General features: G+C 67.4%; 19 protein-coding genes. 10 read left to right on the top strand and 9 right to left on the bottom strand.

Annotated elements, in window-relative coordinates; all coding sequences use genetic code 11:
- Positions 1–177: 177 nt before the first annotated feature.
- The 5 genes from VG502_RS10375 (at position 178) to trxA (ending at position 4,912) form a co-directional block, all read left to right on the top strand.
- Positions 178–1,959 carry a protein kinase family protein gene (locus VG502_RS10375; protein WP_325549971.1) on the top strand — a complete coding sequence of 594 codons (1,782 nt, stop codon included), beginning with the start codon at positions 178–180 and terminating at the stop codon, positions 1,957–1,959.
- Positions 1,956–2,513: an RNA polymerase sigma factor SigM gene (sigM, locus tag VG502_RS10370; protein ID WP_325549970.1), complete on the top strand. Its 558-nt coding sequence runs from the start codon at positions 1,956–1,958 to the stop codon at positions 2,511–2,513. Before VG502_RS10375 ends, sigM begins: the two co-directional genes overlap by 4 nt.
- A 142-nt stretch (positions 2,514–2,655) precedes the next feature.
- Positions 2,656–3,369: a hypothetical protein gene (locus VG502_RS10365; protein ID WP_325549969.1), complete on the top strand. Its 714-nt coding sequence runs from the start codon at positions 2,656–2,658 to the stop codon at positions 3,367–3,369.
- A 175-nt stretch (positions 3,370–3,544) separates the two neighbouring features.
- Positions 3,545–4,522: a thioredoxin-disulfide reductase gene (gene trxB / locus VG502_RS10360; RefSeq protein WP_325549968.1), complete on the top strand. Its 978-nt coding sequence runs from the start codon at positions 3,545–3,547 to the stop codon at positions 4,520–4,522.
- Positions 4,523–4,582: 60 nt separating this feature from the next.
- Positions 4,583–4,912, top strand: coding sequence for a thioredoxin (gene trxA, locus VG502_RS10355; RefSeq protein WP_325549967.1), 330 nt, complete (start codon positions 4,583–4,585; stop codon positions 4,910–4,912).
- An 802-nt stretch (positions 4,913–5,714) separates the two neighbouring features.
- Here the strand turns inward: trxA and VG502_RS10350 are convergent.
- The 8 genes from VG502_RS10350 to rpmH form a co-directional block, all read right to left on the bottom strand.
- The gene (locus VG502_RS10350; RefSeq protein WP_325549966.1) at positions 5,715–6,869 is read right to left on the bottom strand and encodes a ParB/RepB/Spo0J family partition protein; all 1,155 of its coding nucleotides are present in this window, start codon (positions 6,867–6,869) and stop codon (positions 5,715–5,717) included.
- Entirely contained in the window at positions 6,866–7,771 is a 906-nt protein-coding gene (locus VG502_RS10345; protein WP_325550128.1) for a ParA family protein, read from the bottom strand. The genes VG502_RS10350 and VG502_RS10345 overlap by 4 nt, the downstream gene beginning before the upstream one ends.
- A 335-nt stretch (positions 7,772–8,106) precedes the next feature.
- The gene (gene rsmG / locus VG502_RS10340) at positions 8,107–8,880 is read right to left on the bottom strand and encodes a 16S rRNA (guanine(527)-N(7))-methyltransferase RsmG (protein WP_325549965.1); all 774 of its coding nucleotides are present in this window, start codon (positions 8,878–8,880) and stop codon (positions 8,107–8,109) included.
- 10 nt (positions 8,881–8,890) lie between these two features.
- Positions 8,891–9,427 (bottom strand): Jag family protein, encoded by a 537-nt coding sequence (locus tag VG502_RS10335; protein ID WP_325549964.1) that lies wholly within the window; start codon positions 9,425–9,427, stop codon positions 8,891–8,893.
- A gap of 192 nt (positions 9,428–9,619) precedes the next feature.
- Complete coding sequence (yidC, locus tag VG502_RS10330) at positions 9,620–10,765, bottom strand: membrane protein insertase YidC (RefSeq protein ID WP_414655727.1); 1,146 nt, start codon at positions 10,763–10,765, stop codon at positions 9,620–9,622.
- Positions 10,681–10,959, bottom strand: coding sequence for a membrane protein insertion efficiency factor YidD (gene yidD, locus VG502_RS10325; protein WP_325549963.1), 279 nt, complete (start codon positions 10,957–10,959; stop codon positions 10,681–10,683). Before yidD ends, yidC begins: the two co-directional genes overlap by 85 nt.
- A gap of 4 nt (positions 10,960–10,963) precedes the next feature.
- Positions 10,964–11,311 carry a ribonuclease P protein component gene (gene rnpA, locus VG502_RS10320; protein WP_325549962.1) on the bottom strand — a complete coding sequence of 116 codons (348 nt, stop codon included), beginning with the start codon at positions 11,309–11,311 and terminating at the stop codon, positions 10,964–10,966.
- Between the two features lie 32 nt (positions 11,312–11,343).
- Positions 11,344–11,481, bottom strand: coding sequence for a 50S ribosomal protein L34 (rpmH, locus tag VG502_RS10315; RefSeq protein WP_325549961.1), 138 nt, complete (start codon positions 11,479–11,481; stop codon positions 11,344–11,346).
- A 477-nt stretch (positions 11,482–11,958) separates the two neighbouring features.
- On the opposite strand from rpmH, the gene dnaA reads away from it, so the two are divergent.
- The 3 genes from dnaA to gnd all read left to right on the top strand — a co-directional run bounded on the left by dnaA (position 11,959) and on the right by gnd (position 16,182).
- Positions 11,959–13,392 carry a chromosomal replication initiator protein DnaA gene (gene dnaA, locus VG502_RS10310; protein ID WP_414655726.1) on the top strand — a complete coding sequence of 478 codons (1,434 nt, stop codon included), beginning with the start codon at positions 11,959–11,961 and terminating at the stop codon, positions 13,390–13,392.
- Positions 13,393–14,078: 686 nt separating this feature from the next.
- Positions 14,079–15,209: a DNA polymerase III subunit beta gene (dnaN, locus tag VG502_RS10305; RefSeq protein WP_325549960.1), complete on the top strand. Its 1,131-nt coding sequence runs from the start codon at positions 14,079–14,081 to the stop codon at positions 15,207–15,209.
- A gap of 61 nt (positions 15,210–15,270) precedes the next feature.
- Positions 15,271–16,182 carry a phosphogluconate dehydrogenase (NAD(+)-dependent, decarboxylating) gene (gene gnd / locus VG502_RS10300; protein WP_414655725.1) on the top strand — a complete coding sequence of 304 codons (912 nt, stop codon included), beginning with the start codon at positions 15,271–15,273 and terminating at the stop codon, positions 16,180–16,182.
- Positions 16,183–16,256: 74 nt separating this feature from the next.
- On the opposite strand, the gene VG502_RS10295 is transcribed toward gnd, so the two are convergent.
- The gene (locus VG502_RS10295; RefSeq protein WP_325549959.1) at positions 16,257–17,363 is read right to left on the bottom strand and encodes an alpha/beta hydrolase; all 1,107 of its coding nucleotides are present in this window, start codon (positions 17,361–17,363) and stop codon (positions 16,257–16,259) included.
- Positions 17,364–17,439: 76 nt separating this feature from the next.
- Here VG502_RS10295 and recF point away from each other — a divergent pair, with 76 nt between their 5' ends.
- Together recF and VG502_RS10285 are read left to right on the top strand one after the other, a co-directional pair.
- Positions 17,440–18,585 (top strand): DNA replication/repair protein RecF, encoded by a 1,146-nt coding sequence (recF, locus tag VG502_RS10290; protein WP_325549958.1) that lies wholly within the window; start codon positions 17,440–17,442, stop codon positions 18,583–18,585.
- Positions 18,578–19,138 (top strand): DciA family protein, encoded by a 561-nt coding sequence (locus VG502_RS10285; RefSeq protein WP_325549957.1) that lies wholly within the window; start codon positions 18,578–18,580, stop codon positions 19,136–19,138. Before recF ends, VG502_RS10285 begins: the two co-directional genes overlap by 8 nt.
- Positions 19,139–19,223 lie beyond the last annotated feature (85 nt).

Raw genomic sequence — 19,223 nt, 5'->3', positions numbered from 1 at the left:
CTGCGCGGCACCGCGACCCGACAGCGGATCGGCGCTCCCGAAGCGTGTCCCTCACGGGACCGCGCCGGATGCCTCCTAGGATGTGGCCGATGTGTGGTCGCCCGAGGCGGGCACGCGTCGCCCATCGGCGCCGCACCCGGGCGGTGTCCGTACCGCGAACAGGGAGCCAAGGTCCACGTGCGAGCCATCGGCGAGAACACCGTGCTGGCACAGCGCTACACGCTGACCCGCAAGCTGGCGGGTCGAGCGGACCAGGAGCTGTGGATCGCCACCGACGCGACGCTCGGGCGCGAGGTGACCGCAACCGTCTTCCCGGCCGACTTCGATCATGCCGAGGCCGCGCTCGACAGCGCCCGCCGTGCTGCGGGTGTCGAGGACCGGCACCTGCCGCGGGTGCTCGACGTCGGCCGCGAGAACGGCACGGCATACGTCATCACCGAGGCGCTGCACGGTGCCGAATCCATTGCGGCCGCATTGCAGTTCGACCCGTTGCCGCCCGAAGAGGTGCGCCGGATGGTCGGCGAGGCGGCCAGTGGCCTGGGCGCCGCCTCGGCACGCGGCCTGCACCACCTGCAGCTCACGCCCCACGACATCGTCTCCTCGCCCGACGGCGCCGTCTCCGTGCTCGGCCTGCCGACCGACGCAGCGCTCGCCGGCGCTGACGACCTGTCCTCGGAGGACGCCTCCCGCGCGGACACCGTGGCCCTCGTCCAGATCGTGTATGCCGGGCTGACCCGCCGCTGGCCCGGAGAGGAATCTGTCCCCGGCCTGCAGAACGTCTCCCGCCGCGCCGACGGCGAGTTGCCGTCGCCCAGCGAGCTGGTGCCGGGTGTCCCGGGCGACCTGGACACGCTGTGCCGGACGACGCTCGGCGCCGACGAGGGCCCGCGCACGCCGGGTGAGCTCGCCCGGCAGCTGGCGCCGTGGTCCTCCGAGCGCGTGACGACGTCGACCCGTCGTACGACCGGATCCGGCGGCAAGTCGGCGGCGACCCTGCAGGCCGTCCCCGGCGGTGACCGGAGCGGGACGAAGCCCCCAGCAGCTCCCGGCGCCCCGGTTCCAAGCGACGACACCGACGGAGCCGGACACACGCCCACCGGCGGCGCAGCTCCCGTCAAGACCGCGTTGCCGAAGGGCGGTGTCGCCTCAGCCGCCGGGCCAGCCTCCGAGGTCGACAACTCGGACGAGACCGCGCAGATCTCCCGCGCCACCCTCGAGCGGGCCCGTGAACGCACCGCGGTGCCGCCCGACGTCGACGACGATTACGACCCGTCATATGCCGAGCTCGAACCGCCGGTCCCCGGACTCGTCGGACACGGCTACGAGCCCGACAGCCAGAGCAGCCGGCTCGCGCTGCTGCTGGTCGGGCTGCTGGTGATCATCGCGGTGATCTTCGCGGCGATCGGCCTGCACGGGCTCGGTGGCTCGTCCAGCCCCGACGAGGCCGCTTCTTCCGGGGCAGCGTCGCCGTCGGCCAGTGGGTCGAAGTCGAGTTCCGCACCGGCCCGGTCGAGCAAGCCGAAACCGACCGCGAAGCCGCTGACGATCGAGCGCACCACGTCATACGGCATCAACGGCGGTGAGAACTCCGGCCTCGCGGCGAATGCGACCGACGGCGACCCGGGGTCCTACTGGAACTCCTTCGACTACAACACCGCGGACGGTCGCGGTGGCGGCCAAGGGACCGGAATCCTGCTCAACCTCGGTACGGTGAAGTCCGTGAAGGACGTCAAGATCACCACAACGGGTGGGCCGTCCACGATCAAGTTCTACGTCAGCGACGTGATCGAGCCGGTGAGCACGCGCCAGCCCGAGGCCACCCTGACCGGCTCGGGCACGCAGACCGCGCACCTGGACGGGGCCGACGCCAAATACATCACCATCTGGGTCACCCAGCTCAGCAAGCAGGACGACGGCAAGTTCCAGGAGCGCATCAACGACGTCAAGGTGTATCCGTGACGGACCTGGCGGAGAGCACCGACCGCGAGCTGCTCGCGGCGCACTGCTCGGGAGACCCCGATGCGTTCGGTGAGCTCTTCCGGCGGCACAAGGACCGCATGTGGGCCGTCGCGCTGCGCACCACCCGCGACCCGGAGATCGCCGCGGACGCCGTCCAGGACGGCTTCATCTCGGCCTTCCGGCGCGCCGACTCGTTCCGTGGCGACGCACAGGTCACCACCTGGCTGCACCGCATCATCGTCAACGCCTGCCTCGACCGGCTGCGCCGGATCAAGCCGACCTCGGAGCTGCCCGAATACGACCTCGCGGACCGGCACGACGTGCACGGCAGCACCGTCATACGACTCGATGTGCAGGAAGCCCTGGGCAGGATCCCGGAGGGCCAGCGGCTGGCGCTGACCCTGGTCGACATGCAGGGCCTGCCCGTGGCCGAGGCCGCTGAGGTCCTCGGTGTGGCCGAGGGGACCATCAAATCCCGGTGCGCTCGCGGACGGTCGGCATTGGCCGAGTTGCTCCGTGACAGGCACGGGGACGGCTACCCCGGCGGTTCCTGATGTCCGTTGGAACCAAAGTGGCCCGATGTTCGTCGGACCCTCGACTGATGTTGGTCTCCCCTTCACCGCAATGCTCGCCCGCAGGACGGAACCACAACCTGGCATTCGTCGTCTCAGCTACTGAACCCGATTGGAGGAAGCCGTGACGACACCTCCCGATGACTTCGAGAACGACTTCGAGAACGACCCGACCGGGATGCGTGATCTGCTGCGCTCGCTGCCCGACCCCGGGCCGATGCCGCTGGACGTGACAGACCGGATCACCGCTGCGCTGGCCCAGGAACGCGCACACCACGCGGACGATGACCGCAGCAACGTCACGCCGCTGTCGCGCACTGGTCGGCCCGCCGGCACGTCCGGCGGCCGCCGCTGGATGCAAGTGGTCGGCGGTGTTGCCGCTGCCGCAGTTGTGGCGACGGTCGCCGTTGTCGGCGTGAATTCCCTGCAGAGCAACGACGCGCCCACGTCCGCCGTGCCGACCAGCAGCCACTCGGCCGGCTCCGACGATCTGGCCGGCCGGGTCCAGGTCGAGAGCACCGGCACCAACTACTCCGACGCCCGCTTCAACGCGCAGGCCGCGAGTATGGCGTCCAGCGACAGCAGCCAGCTCCCGGACCCCGCCGTCGTGGCGAAGTTCGGGTCGTTGAAGAACCCGCGGTCCATCGTCGAGTGCGTGCGTTCGATCGGTGGTTCCCTGCTCGACGACCCCTCGCGGATCAAGGTCGACCTGGCCAGCTACGACGGCAAGCCGGCGTTGATCATCGTGGTCACCAAGGACAGCAAGCAGACCGCCTTCGCGGTCTCGTCGACCTGCAGCAAGGGCACCCAGCCCTACGCCGCGCCCCGCGGCGTCTGAGGCCGAAACAGCACCGACCCGAGCGCCGAGCGGCCCGTCCGCTCGGCGCTCTGCCGTGCTGCACGACCCGGAGCGGGAGCAGATGTACGGCACGGAACATTCCCGACATACCATCTGTTGTGCTCTACGAGCCCGCCGAGCGGCCGGGCCGACCAGTCGACGTGAAGGACAATCCGTGAGCGAGCCTCGCAACCTGATCATCATCGGTTCCGGTCCGGCCGGTTACACCGCCGCCGTGTATGCCGCCCGCGCCAACCTGCATCCCCTGGTCTTCGAGGGTTCGGTGACCGCCGGTGGTGCGCTGATGAACACCACCGAGGTGGAGAACTACCCCGGCTTCGCCGACGGCATCATGGGCCCCGAGCTGATGATGCAGATGCGCGAGCAGGCCGATCGGTTCGGCGCGGACCTGGTGCGTGACGACGTCACCGAGGTCGACCTGACCGGGCCGATCAAGCGCGTCACCGACGGCGAGGGCAACGTGCACGAGGCACGCGCGGTCATCCTGGCCATGGGCTCGGCATACCGCGAGCTCGGCCTGGAGGACGAGAAGCGCCTCTCCGGACACGGCGTCTCGTGGTGCGCCACCTGTGACGGTGCGTTCTTCCGCGACCAGGACATCATGGTCGTCGGTGGCGGTGACTCCGCGATCGAGGAGGCGACGTTCCTGACCCGCTTCGCCAAGAAGGTCACTCTCGTGCACCGGCGCGACGAGCTGCGTGCCTCCAAGATCATGGCCGATCGTGCGCTGGCCAACGACAAGATCGACTTCGCCTGGAACAGCCGGATCACCGGCATCCAGGGCGACCCCAAGGTCAGCTCGGTGACCCTCGCCGACACCGTGTCCGGTGAAACCCGCCAGGTCGACACCGCCGCGGTCTTCGTCGCCATCGGCCACCTGCCGCGCAACGAGCTTGTCCTAGGTCAGGTGGACACTGACGAGGAGGGTTACGTGCTCGTCGGTGCAGGCACCACGGCGACCAACCTGCCCGGCGTGTTCGCCTGCGGCGACCTGGTCGATCACACCTACCGGCAGGCGATCACCGCCGCCGGCACCGGCTGCTCCGCAGCCCTGGACGCGGAGCGTTTCCTGGCCGCGCAGGAGGAGGCCGGCGCCCCCGCCCGGGATGCCGCGCAGACGGTCAACGCCTGAATCCCTTTTCCCACCAACGCCTTTCGGCATACATCCACACAATTGAAAGGAACATCCGACATGGGTGCGAACACCAAGGACACCTCCGACGCCACCTTCGAGGCCGACGTTCTCAAGAGCGACAAGCCGGTGCTCGTCGACTTCTGGGCGCCCTGGTGCGGACCGTGCAAGATGATCGCTCCGATCATCGACGAGATCGCCGAGGCCAACTCCGAGAAGCTGACCGTCGTCAAGCTCAACACCGACGACAACCCGGCCACCTCCGCCAAGTACGGCATCACCGGCATTCCGACCCTGAACGTCTACCAGAACGGCGAGGTCGTCAAGAGCATCGTCGGCGTCATGCCGAAGCCGAAGCTCGTCAAGGAGCTCGAGCCCTTCATCGGCTGAGCTTCCAACCGCTTCCGAGAGGCGGCCGTCCCGAGCTTTTCGGGACGGCCGCCTTTTCGTTGTCCTTGGCAGGTCTCTTTGTGCCTGGCTGGGTCTGGGGTGCTGGCTACGCCGCGTCGCCGGTCTCACTCCGTTCTCTGCGCTGTCCCCATGGCTCGACTCCTCGCATGTCGGGCGGAGTGGCGGCTCGCACGCTCGCTCGGCCACTCCACTCGACATGGTCGTCGCCTTCGTGTGCTCCGTTCACTGCATAGGCCCGGCGCCACGACGCACCCAGCACCCTCTTCTGTCGCCGAATCCTGTTGGCCCGCAGGCGGATTCGAAAAGTCGCCTAATACTTCAGTTGGCCGAATAGGGGTGTCAGCGGAGTCTCATCGCTGCCGATTCCGGTGGGGTCAGGGTCCTCGTGTCCGCACCTGATTGCCTACGTCGCCACACGAAAACTAATGCAGGAACGTCAAGGCGATGACCGAGTACTTCGCCACCCACTAGCCAACTCTCCGACCTGTGATCGGGTGCGGGTGCCACGTGAAGGGTCGGCGCGCGAACCGTCAGCAAGCAACAGACGACGTCAACAGGAGCACTGTCCAGGTGACGCTCCGGGGTGGCGGGTGCGTCGTCGACCCGGGCCTATGCAGTGAACGGAGCGCTAGCGGAGAGAACGGAGTGAGACCGGGGCGGCGGCGTAGCCGCCACCCACCAAGGTGACCGAGAAACCCACCGATTCACGTGAAACATGTTCAAACACAACGGGTTTCGGTCTCGATACGGGCTCGTTCCTCGCCCTACTCGACCCGCGGGATCAAGAGCGTTGGACGCCCAGCTGATCCATGATGCGGTTGAGGTCGTCGACACTGGCGAACTCGACGGTCAGCTTTCCGCGGCTCTTGCCGAGCGAGATCTTCACACGGGTGTCGAGCTGGTCCGACAGACTCGAGGCGAGCGAGTCCAGCTGGGGGTGGTGCTGGCCGGCGCGTGGGGAGCGACGGACCGACTTCTCCTTGTCACCGCCCAGGGCCACGATCTCCTCTGTGCTGCGGACCGAGAGCCCTTCGGCGACGATGCGCTGTGCGAGCCGCTCCATGGCTGCGGCGTCCGCGAGACCGAGCAGTGCTCGGGCGTGACCGGCCGACAGGACGCCCGCGGCCACCCGACGCTGCACCAGGGCCGGCAGCTTCAGCAGGCGCAGCGTGTTGCTGATCTGCGGTCGTGACCTGCCGATGCGGCCGGCGAGTTCCTCGTGGGTGCAGGAGAAGTCATCGAGCAGCTGACCGTACGCCGCTGCCTCTTCCAACGGGTTCAACTGCGCGCGGTGCAGGTTCTCCAGCAACGCATCGCGCAGCATGTCGTCGTCGTCCGTGGTGCGGATGATCGCCGGGATCGTCGCCTTCTCGGCGCCGCGACTGGCACGGAGTCGACGCTCGCCCATGATGAGTTCGTAGGTGACACCCGCTTCAGCGGCCTGGTCGGCCGGCAGGCGGCGGACCACGATCGGCTGCAGCACTCCGATCTCACGGACGCTGTGCACCAGCTCGGCGAGTTCGTCCTCGTCGAAGACGGTGCGTGGCTGACGCGGGTTCGGGCGGATCTGATCGACCGGCAGCTCCGCGAAGGTCGCTCCGGGAACTTCCTGCAGTTCCTCCACGTCAACGACGTCATCCGTCGCAGCCTCGGGGGCTTCGGCGTTCGCCGGGGTGGCAACGTCGTGCTGCGGCCCAGCGGGCTTCGACTCAGCGGGCTTCGGCTCAGCGGGCTTCGGCCCGGCGGAGTCGGCCGGCAACTCGGCGTCATTGTTTCCCGTGAAACGTTCGGTCTCGGCTGCGTCGCGGTTGTTGGCGACCACCGAATTGCCGGGGAAGAAGACGTCCGACGGACGCGGGGTTCCGGGGGCGGGTGCCGGTGCTGTCGGGATCAATGCGCCCAGGCCGCGCCCGAGTCCACGTCGTTTTTCGCTCACTGGTCGATCTTAGTGCCTTGTGCGGCCAGCTCCTTGGCAGCCTCCGAATACGAGAGGGCGCCGCTACTCGACGGGTCATAGGTGAGCACGGTCTGTCCGTGGCTGGGAGCCTCGGAGATGCGGACCGACCGTGGGATCGATGCCTTCAACACCTGATCCGTGAAGTGCGTACGCACCTCGTCAGCAACCTGGGCCGACAGTCGGGTCCGCGCGTCATACATCGTCAGCAGGATCGTCGACACGTGCAGCCGCGGGTTCAGGTGCGCGCGGATGAGCTCGATGTTCTTCAGCAACTGGCTCAGACCCTCGAGTGCGTAGTACTCGCACTGGATCGGGATGAAGACTTCCTCCGCCGCGACGAACGCGTTCACGGTGAGCAGTCCCAGACTGGGCGGGCAATCGATCAGGATGAAGTCGAACCGTCCTGCGGCACCGGGGTGTTCCTGATAGTGGTCGATCGCGCGCTTCAACCGTGATTCACGTGCAACCAACGACACCAGCTCGAGTTCGGCGCCCGCCAGGTCGATCGTGGCGGGTGCGCACCACAGGCCCGAGATGTCGGGGCATTCCTGAAGCACATCGGCCAGCTCGCCGTCCTCGACCACAACGTCGTAGACGCTGGCCACCTCTTCGTGGTGCGGTATGCCGAGTGCGGTGCTGGCGTTCCCCTGCGGGTCGATGTCGATGACGAGCACCTTCAGACCGAACTTCGCCAGCGCGGCTGCGACGTTCACCGTCGTCGTCGTCTTGCCGACCCCACCCTTCTGGTTGGAGATCGTCAGGATCCGAGGCTGTGCGGGCGGGACGACGTTGCCCTCGGCCAGCCGCTCCCGTCGCCGGGCCTGCTCGACCAATTGGTCGGCCAACGGCGAAGACACCGGAGTTTCATCCACCGCCGGTATCGGGTCCTCGGCCGATGTTTCACGGGAAACAGGAGCATCGCCGTCGCCGGTGTGCTCGTCCTCAGCCGGCGCGGTGGTCGTGTTCGCCGCGCCATTCACAAGGGCAGCCTCAGCACGCTGCACAGGTTCCGGGGATCCGCCAGCCGGAACGGGGTGCAGGGCACCCACGACGAGGGTGGGCTCACAGCGCGCAGCATTGCGCCAGCCGACCGGTTCAGGGGTGGCGGTCGTGACTGCAGATCCTTGCCACCCGGTGGGCAGCGACGTTGTGCTCACGTTCGCCTCTTCCATTCATCGTTGTGGTCCGTCGGACCGGCCGGAGCCGGCCCGGATGATCACTGGCGCCTGCGGTCCTGAGGGCGGCGGTCGGCCGACTGACGCCTGCCGGGCTTCTTGGTGCCCTTGCCAGCCGCGTTCTTGCCGAGTCGGCGTGGTGTGCCGATCGCCAACCGAGCCACGATCGTAGGCTCATCGAGCACCCCGACACCACACTCCACCACCTCGATCTCGGTCACACCGACCGAGCTGAGGAGATCACGGCTCTGTTCGATCTCATCGGCGACCGACGAGCCCTTCATCGGCAGCCACCAACCTCCCGGGCGCACCAGGGGCACGGACCAGACCGCGAGGTTCTCCAGCGCCGACACGGCGCGTGAGGTGACGACATCGGCCGGAGCTACCTCGTCCCAGAGCGACTCCGCCCGACCACGGGCAACCGTCACATTCGTCAGTCCGAGCTCCTGCACCACTTCGTCGAGCCACCGCACGCGTCGCAGGAGGGGCTCGATCAGCGTCACCGACACGTCGGGGCGACGTACGGCGATCACCAGGCCGGGCAGGCCCGCACCGCTACCGACATCGGCGACCGTGCTGTCCGGATCGATCAGCTCGGTGATGACTGCGCAGTTCAGGATATGGCGCTCCCACAGGCGTGGCGCCTCGCGGGGCCCGATCAGCCCCCGGACGACTCCTGAGCCGGCGAGCAGCTCGGCATACTGCTGGGCAAGCGGGAACCGGTCCCCGAAGATCGCCGCAGCCTGAGCCGGTGCAGCAGGAACGTCGGCGGTCTCCAAACCGCCCGTGCCGTGCTGCGGGGGATCGTGTTTCACGTGGAACGCCTCAGTCGTCGGCGGGCAGAACCACCACGAAGCGCCGTGGTTCGGCGCCCTCGGACTCCGAGCGCAAACCGCCTGCGAGCACAGCGTCGTGGACGACCTTCCGCTCGAAGGCAGACATCGGGTCGAGTGCCACGCGCTGGCCATCGGCCTTCACGGACGCCATGGCGTCCTCGGCCACCTTCACCAACTCAGCGCGGCGGTCCGCGCGGAACCCGGCGACGTCGAGCATCAGTCGGCTGCGGTTACCGGTCTCGGCCTGCACCGCGAGCCGGGTGAGCTCCTGCAGAGCGTCCAGCACCTTGCCGTTCTGCCCGACCAGGCGGCGCGGCACGCGGCCCTCCTCGGAGTCCACGATCGACACGGACGCGCGGTCACCGTCGACGTCCACGTCGATGTCACCGTCCAGGTCGGCAATGTCCAGCAGGGTCTCGAGGAAGTCGGCTGCGACCTCCCCCTCGCGGTCCAGGTCGACCGTCCTGCGCGGCTCGGGCTCCGCTTCGTGCGCAGACGAGTCGTCGTGGGTGGTCACGTCAGTCATTCTTCACTCCCAGTGCTGATGAGCACAACGATGCTTGTGCTGCGCCGGCGTTGCGAGTCAAGACCCCTGCAACGCCGACACATCTCGAGCTCCGTGTGTCTGTCCAGAATCAACTTCAAAGTTCGGTGAGCGGCCTGCGGCAGGCCGGCCCGGGCGGCGACATGCGCCACCGGTGACAAAGGGTGGTGCGGGCTAGCGTTTGCGCTTCTTGTTGTTGCGCTTGGGCTGCACGCGCTGGCCGCCGGCCTTGCCGGCGGTCCCGCCATCGGCGGTGACCAGGCCGGGTGTGCCGGGCGGTGTCTTGGACTTGGCCAACTCGACCGACGGGTCCTCGGACTCGGCCTCGTCGTCCTTGTGCAGACCCGGGATGCTCAGCTTGGTGATCGGCTTGCCCTTGGCCGCGCGACGCTTCTCCAGCTCCTTCTCGGCCTCCGATCCGGGGGCCGGCATCCGCCGGATCGTGTAGAACTGCTGGCCCATGGTCCACAGGTTCGTGGTCACCCAGTAGATCAGCACACCGATGGGGAAGTTCACGCCGGAAATGGCGAAGAACACCGGCATGATGTACATGATGTACTTCTGCTGCTTGGCCATCGGGTTGTCGAGTGCCGACGCCGGCATGTTCTTGCGCATCAGCTGGTGCTGAGTGGTGAACACCGTGACCGACATGATGATGATCATCACCACGCAGAGCGTGCGGACCGCGGCCAGCGGGGAGTCACCCGGGTGCAGGAACGCCGACGACAACTGAGCGCCGAAGAGCGTCGACTGCTCGGCCTGCTTCGCCAGCGACTGCGTCATCCACCCGATCGGGTCGTGCTGACCGGAGCCGATGTCCTTCAGCCGGTCGAGCACCCGGAACAGCGCGAAGAAGAACGGTGACTGCAGCAGCATCGGCATACAGGATGAGAAGGGGTTGGTGCCCGCCTTGCGGTAGAGCTCCATCGTCTCCTCAGTCATCTTCTGACGAGACTCGGCGTCCTTCTTGCCCTTGTACTTCTTCTGGATCTTCTGGATCTCGGGCTGGATCAGCTGCATTCGCCGCGACGACTTGATCTGCTTGACGAACAGCGGGATCAGCATGATGCGCAGCACGAGCACCAGGCCCACGATGGACAGCGCCCAGGTCCAGCCGTTGGCGGCCGGCATACCGATGGCCGTGAAGATCTTGTGGAACCCCACCATGACGAAGGCGACGAACCATTCGAGGGGGTACAGGATCGTGTCGAAGAAGTTGTAGATGGCGCAGTCCTTCAGTTGAGCGGCGCCGGCGTGGGTGAGCCGGCGTCGTCTGCGGTAACAAGAGGCGGAACGTGGTCGACGCCGCCAGGGTTCCACGGGTGGCAGCGGGCCAGCCGACGAATGGTCAGCCAGCTTCCCTTGAACAACCCGAAGCGGGTCAGTGCCGTGATCGCGTATGCCGAACAGCACGGCGTGAACCGGCAGCTCGGCGGAAGCAGTGGCGAGATCAGGATCTGATAGCAGCGAACCAGCCAGACGAGCGGCCGTGCGAGGATCCGAGTGAACGACATCTGGTCACCGGAGCCGTTCGATCGCGGCGGCCAATTGCCGGTCGAGGTCGCGCCGCAGATCGTCGGCCCGTGCTGCACCTGCAGCAGGAGTCGCGCGGATCACCACGTCCGTGTGGCCCGGCATCGTCGGGAGCAGGGCTGCCATCCGGTGGCGCAACACACGCTTCGTGCGGTTGCGGACGACAGCGTTGCCGACGGCCTTGGACACCACGAATCCGACGCGATGTGCATCCGCCGGCGAACTCGACGCTGTCACGACGAGCCGGGGACCCGCCGCCCGTCCGGAACGACGACTGCGCAACACTGCGGAAAAATCCGCACTGTCGCGCAGTCGGTTGTTCGTCGGCAGCACTGTCGCCTAACTGGCGGTCAGCCGGTGGCCCCTCAGGCCGAGATCTTGCTGCGGCCCTTGGCGCGACGCGCCGACAGGATGGAGCGGCCCGCACGGGTGCGCATCCGCAGGCGGAAGCCGTGCACCTTGGCGCGGCGGCGGGTGTTGGGCTGGAAGGTGCGCTTGCTCACTGTCGTCTCCGTCGAAATGTGTGGGCCCACGGTGGGTCCGGTCGTGCGTTGGTCATGGGGTCTTCGCTTCGGCCCGCCGGAGCGGGGTCGATCGCTGCCGGAGGGAACCGTTGTGGTCCAGGCAGACGTGAGCGAAGGAGGCTCGCAGCTACGATACGGGCCGCCGGTGGACAGGGTCAAACCGACCGATACCGCGCGGTTCGCGAGACCGAACCCCTCATCAAAGAGCTCTCGCTCCGGCCACACCAGCCGCCACGCCGTGCACTGCAGAAAATTCTTCGGCAGCCGGCTTGCCGGACGCTAGTCCATGTTGTTAGCGTCGGCGTCTTCCAGGTCGGTCCCCCCGTCATACGGTTCATCTCGTCGTCTCTGCCCACAGCCTGTGGATAACTATGTGGATGAACGGCGTAGCATGTCCGTCGGCGGCCACGCATCGCCGATTCTGAATACACAATCTGTCAGGGAGGACGCAGCGTTGTGAGCGATCCGGACATCGACCTCGCTCACGTTTGGCACGGTGCGATGCTGGGCATCGAGGACTCCGGCATACCCGCTCGTGACCGTGCCTACCTCCGGCTCGCCCGGCTCGCCGGGCTGGTCGGCGACACGGCCCTACTGGCCGTCCCGTTCCCGCAGACCAAGGTCTTCGTCGAGACCACGCTCAGCGACCCGATCTGCAAGGCGCTCGGTGAGCAGCTGCACACCGACATCCGGCTGGCCGTCACCGTGGACGAGAGCCTGCAACCCGCGGAGGACGAACCCGTCGAGCCGACCCCGCGTCCGGCCGAGCCGGAGGCGGCGTCCGACGTCGAAGAGGATCTCTTCACCAGCGCTGCTGCACGCAACCGCCAGCCGGTCACGACCGAGCCGATCCAGGATGCGCGACTCAATCCGAAGTACACCTTCGACACGTTCGTCATCGGCGCCGGCAACCGGTTCGCGTGCGCCGCCGCCCAGGCCGTCGCCGAGACGCCGGCGCGCTCCTACAACCCGCTGTTCGTGTATGGCGACAGCGGGCTGGGCAAGACCCACCTGTTGCACGCCATCGGCAACTACGTGCGCAACTACTACCCGCACATGCGGGTCCGTTATGTGAACTCCGAGGAGTTCACCAACGACTTCATCAACTCGATCCGCGACGACAAGGCCTCCAGCTTCCAGAAGCGGTACCGCGACAACGTCGACGTGCTGCTGATCGACGACGTGCAGTTCCTGCAGGGCAAGGACGGCACGCAGGAGGAGTTCTTCCACACCTTCAACGCGTTGCACAACAGCGAGAAGCAGATCGTGCTGACCTCCGACCAGCCGCCGAAGATGCTGTCGGGGCTCGAGGACCGGATGCGGTCCCGCTTCGAATGGGGACTGACGACCGACGTCAAGCCGCCCGACCTGGAGACCCGCATCGCCATTCTGCGCAAGAAGGCGGTCGCCGACTCGATGCACATGCCCGACCAGGTGCTCAGCCTGATCGCGAGCAAGGTGCCCAGCAACATCCGTGAGTTGGAAGGTGCGCTGATCCGCGTGACGGCATACGCCTCGGTCTCCAACCAGCACGTCACCGAGGAACTCGCCGGCCGGGTCCTCAAGGACCTGATGCCCAGCTCCGGCTCGGGACAGATCAGCGCGACCGCGATCATGCGCCAGACGGCCAAGTACTTCGGCCTGTCCGTGGAGGAACTGTGCGGCTCCTCCCGGTCGCGCACGCTGGTCAACGCCCGACAGATCGCGATGTACCTGTGCCGCGAGCTGACCGACCTCTCGCTGCCGAAGATCGGTCAGCAGTTCGGCGGGCGCGACCACACGACGGTGATGCACGCCGATCGCAAGATCCGCCAGCTGATGGGCGAGCGGGCCCACCTCTACGAGCAGATCAGCGAACTCACCACGCAGATCCGCCGCGCCACCGCCTGACCGGGCGACCCCCCCCCGGGAAACCTTCCACACCGATTTCCACAGCTTCTGTGGAAATCGGTGTTCGTATGTCGCGACGCGGACCACAGCGCGCTCGGCGCTCATCGCGCGCCGCAGCCGGCCGCCACGGCAGTCCGCCCTCTCCATCACCCTCGATGGTCCACACCCTGTGGATAAACATGTGGGCAGTTGGTCCGCTGTGACGGATGTGGTCCCACCCGAATCCACACCGGCCGGTGGGTAGAGCCCTGCAACCTGTGTACAACTGCACGATCGAGGACCCGCCGACTGCGGACAACCTGTGGACAGAATCGGTCGTCCACGGATCACCGAAGTTATCCACAGCACGACACCCAGGTCATCCACACCACACGATGGCGGTATGACGCGACGACTGACGGTTGTCCACAGAATCCACAGCTGTTACTACGACTACTTACCGGAGAGAGATGGCGTTTTCGCCATTGCCGACTGGGGATGAAGTGCTGCGCTCGGGCGGGAACCACGGTGGCGGCGTCATACATCGGGAGACTAGGGTCATGCTGCGCGCAGACCGCCCCGACGCACTCGTGGCCGGCTGCGTGCACAACACTCGGTGCACAACACTCATCGGACCCGCTCCACTTCGCCGCGGATGACCTCCCGTCATACTTCGGCGAGCACCTCGGAACAAGGATGGTTAGTACGTGAAGCTCATCGTCGATCGCGATGTCCTGGCCGAAGCTGTGACGTGGGCCGTGCGGGGCCTGTCCAACCGGCCGCCGGTGCCGGTCCTCGCCGGTGTGCTGCTCGACGCGAGCACCGACGGGCTCACCCTCAGCGCCTTCGACTACGAGGTGTCCGCCAAGGTGACCGTCGATGCCCAGGTCGACGAGCCCGGTCAGGTGCTGGTCCTCGGCCGGCTGCTGGCCGAGATCTCCCGGTCACTGCCGAACAAGCCGGTCTCGATCACTGCCGACGAGCACAAGGTGGAGCTGACCTGTGGGTCCAGCCGCTTCTCGCTGCAGCAGATGCCGACCGCGGACTACCCGACGCTGCCGACCTCGCCCGAGCCCACCGGTGCGATCGCCGGCGACATCTTCACCCAGGCCGTCTCGCAGGTGGCCATCGCCGCGGACCGCAGCGACACCCTCCCGATCCTGACCGGCGTCCGCCTGCAGATCGAGGGCGACAAGGTGAGCCTGCTGGCCACCGACCGCTATCGGCTCGCGCTGCGCGAGCTCACGTGGAACCCCACCGACGCGAATGCCGAACAGACCGCGCTCATCCCGGCGCGCACCCTGCAGGACACCGCCAAGGCGCTCGGCGCCTCCGGCTCGGTGCAGGTCGCGCTCGGATCCGCTGCGGGCGGCGACGGTCTGGTCGGTTTCGAGGCCGGCCAGCGTCGCGCCACCACCCGGCTGCTCGACGGCGAGTACCCGAAGGTCTCCTCGATCTTCCCCACCAGTGTCGATTCCGTCGCGGTCATCGAGACGGCCGCGCTGACCGAAGCGGTGAAGCGTGTTTCGCTCGTCGCCGAGCGCAATACCCCTGTGCGACTGCGCTTTTCGGAGGGCCAGGTCGCGATCGAGGCGGGCCAGGGCGATGACGCCCAGGCCTCCGAGGCCGTCGAGGCGACGCTGACCGGCCCGGAGATCGAGATCGCGTTCAACCCCCAGTTCCTGCTGGACGGACTCGGTGCCCTCGGCACGCAGTTCGCCCGTATGTCGTTCACCCAGCCCAAGAGCCCGGCGGTGCTGTCGGGACAGGCGGAGGCGGACGGCGACGCGGACGAGTCCTACCGCTACGTCCTGATGCCGGTGCGTTTCGCGAGTTGACCGGGAAGCCTCCGGAGTAGCGTCGGAGCGAAGTACGACATACACGAATGAAAGGCGCGGCATGCAACTCGGTTTGATCGGCTTGGGCAAGATGGGCGGCAACATGCGCGACCGCCTCGTGGCGGCCGGGCACGACGTGGTCGGTTTCGACACCAACCCCGAGGTCTCGGACGTCAAGGACCTCAACGAGCTCGTCAGCAAGCTCGACGCACCGCGCAACATCTGGGTGATGGTGCCGGCCGGCAAGGTCACCCAGTCGGTCATCGACGAGCTGAAGGGACTCCTCGAGAAGGGTGACCTGGTGCTCGACGGCGGCAACAGCAAGTTCAGCGACGACGCCAAGCACGAGAAGGAACTCGCCGAGAAGGGCATCGAGTTCGCCGAATGCGGTGTCTCCGGTGGTGTGTGGGGCAAGGAGAACGGCTACGCGCTGATGGCGGGCGGCTCCGACGCCAACATCGAGCGGATGATGCCGGTCTTCGACGCGCTGCGCCCCGAGGGTCCGCGCGACGAGAGCTTCTGCCACACCGGTGCCGTCGGTGCGGGCCACTACGTGAAGATGGTCCACAACGGCATCGAGTACGGCATGATGCAGGCGTATGCCGAGGGCTATGAGCTGCTCGAGGCCAAGGAGATCGTCAAGGACGTCCCCGCCGCGTTCAAGGCCTGGACCCGCGGCACCGTCGTCCGCTCCTGGCTGCAGGAACTCATCTCCGCTGCCCTGGAGAAGGACGGCGACCTCTCCGAGATCGAGGGCTTCGTCAACGACTCCGGCGAGGGCCGCTGGACCGTGCAGGAAGCCGTCGAGTACGGCGTCCCGATGCCGGTCATCTCCGCCTCACTCTTCCAGCGGTTCTTCTCCCGCCAGGGCACCGACTCCCCCGCGATGAAGGCCGTCGCCGCCATGCGCAACGAGTTCGGCGGCCACGTCGTCACCAAGAAGGGTGAGAAGGGCGTCGTCACCGACCACTGACGTACGGCCTTCCGCTCCGCCCCGGGCAAGGCGGTCGGGCACCCCCCGGAGCCGGACTCGGGCGCCCGACCGCATCAGGGATGCAGGATCTTGTGGAAGACCCCGCCCAGGGTCCCCCGCGACGTCTGGCTCTGCGGCGGAGCAAGCACCGTGTTCATCCAGGCGAACAACGCTGGCTCGATCCGTCCCCACGTGCCCCAGTTGTGACCGCCCCGGCTCAGGATGTAGGGCGGCGCGAGGACTGTCGGGTAACGCACCGCACGCTGCAGCGCGAAAATGTGGGACGGCGGACTCCAGTGGTCCTGGGCGCTGGTGCCGGCGAAGAGCTGCACGGGTGGTCGCTTCTGGGCCAGGGTGACCGGCGCGTTCGCCGTACGCAGAGCAGTGTCCGCCAGCACCGCGGGATCGCCGGTGAACGGGTCGGAGTCCATACCTGCCCCGATGCCGAACTTCTTCGGGTACTGCAGGGAGAGTTTGATCGCACAGAAGCCACCGGTCGACAGGCCGGCGAGCGCCCAACCCTTCGGATCCGACAGCACCCGGAAATGCCGGGACAGCAACCGCGGGACGTCCTTGGCCAACCAGGTTGCGACCTTGGCTCGTGGGGTGTCCGTGCAATCGGTGTCGACGCCGCCCGGGTTCAGCGTGGGCATCACCACGATGGCCGGCTCGAGCGTGCCGTGCGCCATCATGGTGGCCAGCCGGCCCGGCATACCACCCTTGATCAGCCAGTCCTGGGCCTCACCGGGGACACCGTGCAGCAACTCGATCACCGGGAAGCGGTCGTGCTTGTATGCCGCCTGGTGGTACTGCGGTGGCGTCCACACGAACACCTCCCCGGCGAGCCGAGAGGCCGGTCCCCGGAAGAAGGTGCTCTCGGTCCCGCGCGCCGCCGGGCTGAAGTCGGCTGTCTCCGGGGGCGGGCCGGACATGACCAGATGTCCCGAACCACCGGTCCCCGGCAGGTCGGACCACGAGGCGTACAGACCGAAGTGATTGTTGACCCAAGTCATGGTCAGCACGATGGCGCAGAGCTGACACATCACGAGCATCGCGATCCGTTGCAGAGCACGCAGCGCAACCATTCCGCGGACCCGGCTCCACAGCAGCATCGTCGTCGTAACCGCGAGAAGGGTTGCAACGATCGTCGTGTCATAGAACCCCAGCCCCGTCAGACTCACAACGCGAAGCTAACGTGGCGATCCTGTGCGGTTCGTGAGTGTTTGCGGGGTAACGGGACGGACCTAAACTCGGGACATGTTCGTGCGTCACCTGACTCTGAAGGACTTCCGGTCCTACGAGTCCGCCGACCTCGAATTCACCGCCGGCGTCAGCACTTTCATCGGGCTCAACGGCCAGGGCAAGACCAACGTCGTGGAGGCGATCGGTTACCTGGCGTCGCTGTCCTCGCATCGAGTCGCGCAGGACGGTCCCCTGGTGCGGGCCGGCGCCGGCCAGGCCATCGTGCGCGGTGCCGTCGTCCACGACGGGCGTGAGCAGCAGATCGAGCTGGAGATCAACCCCGGCAAGGCCAACCGGGCGCGACTCGGCAGGTCGCCGGTCACTCGCCCGCGCGACGTACTCGGCACCCTGCGCACCGTGCTCTTCGCGCCCGAGGACCTCGCCCTGGTCAAGGGCGATCCGAGCGAGCGCCGCCGCTTCCTCGACGACCTGCTGGTCGCGCGGCAGCCACGGTGGGCCGGTGCGCGCGCCGACTACGACAAGATCCTGAAGCAACGCAACGCATTGCTGAAAACCGCTCGTACCGCACCGGATCGGGCCGCCGCGCTGGCGACGCTGCCGGTCTGGGACAGCCACCTGTCCTCGGTCGGCGCCAACCTCGTCTACGCGCGATTGCGGCTGCTGCGCGACCTGCAGCCCTACCTGCGGCTGGCGTATGACGAGGTCAGCGCCGGGCAGTCGGACGCCAAGGTCACCTACAAGAGCTCGCTGTATGACGAACTCGCCGACCAGCTCGCCGCGGGAGAGGTCCCGGACGTCGCGGAACTGGAGGCCGGTTTCGCCAAGACCTTCGAACAACAGCACCGGGCCGAGGTCGAGCGCGGCCAGACACTCGTCGGTCCGCATCGCGACGAGATGGTGCTGCGCCTGGGCACCTTGCCGGCCAAGGGCTACGCGAGCCACGGCGAGTCGTGGTCGTTCGCGCTGGCGCTGCGGATCGCGGCGTTCCAGCTGTTGCGGCACGACCTGGGCACCGACCCGGTGCTGGTGCTCGACGACGTCTTCGCCGAGCTGGACGCGGGCCGCCGCCGGCGGCTCGCGCTGATGGTCGCCGACTGCGAGCAGGTGCTGATCACCGCAGCGGTCGACGACGATGTCCCCGACTCGCTGACCGGCAACCAGTTCACCGTCACCCTCGGCAAGGTGCAGCCGAGTGGGTGACGCGGATCAGGACGGTCCCGAGGACGGAACGACCCCCGACGAGATCGACGAGATTGACCCGATTGACGCGGTGCGGGACGCCATACGCCGTGCACGAGTTTCCGCCCGGGAGAAGGGTTTTCGGCCCGGCGCACCCGCGAGGCGCCGTCCGCGCAAGGCCGGCGATCTCGGCACCGGCCGGGCACGCGACGACGGCCGCGACCCGGCGATGATCGGCGACCAGCTCGACCGGTTGCTGTCCGACCGGGGGTGGCAGGTCGACGTCGCCGCGGGTTCGGTGATGGGGCGGTGGGACGAGATCGTCGGCGAGGCGGTCGCGGCGCACGCCCGTCCGGTGTCGTTCACCGACGGTGAGCTGACGGTTCGTGCCGACTCCACGGCCTGGACCACCCAGCTGCGCCTGCTGACCTCCACCCTGCTGGGCAATTTCGAGCAAGCGGTCGGGGCGGACGTGGTGCAGTCGTTGCGGATCGTCGGGCCCAACGCGCCGAGCTGGAAGAAGGGACCGCGGACCGTGCGTGACGGCCGCGGCCCGCGTGACACCTACGGGTGAACAATCTTCGCCGGATGCGGATTTGGCCGCAGCACGCCTGGCACACGTACAGTGAGGCGAGTTTTGCACAGGCATAGACCCCAAC

It is taken from the genome of Flexivirga sp. (assembly GCF_035551235.1).
In the GTDB taxonomy this organism is placed as follows: Bacteria; Actinomycetota; Actinomycetes; order Actinomycetales; family Dermatophilaceae; genus Flexivirga.
This window is presented reverse-complemented; position numbering and strand designations above follow the sequence as displayed.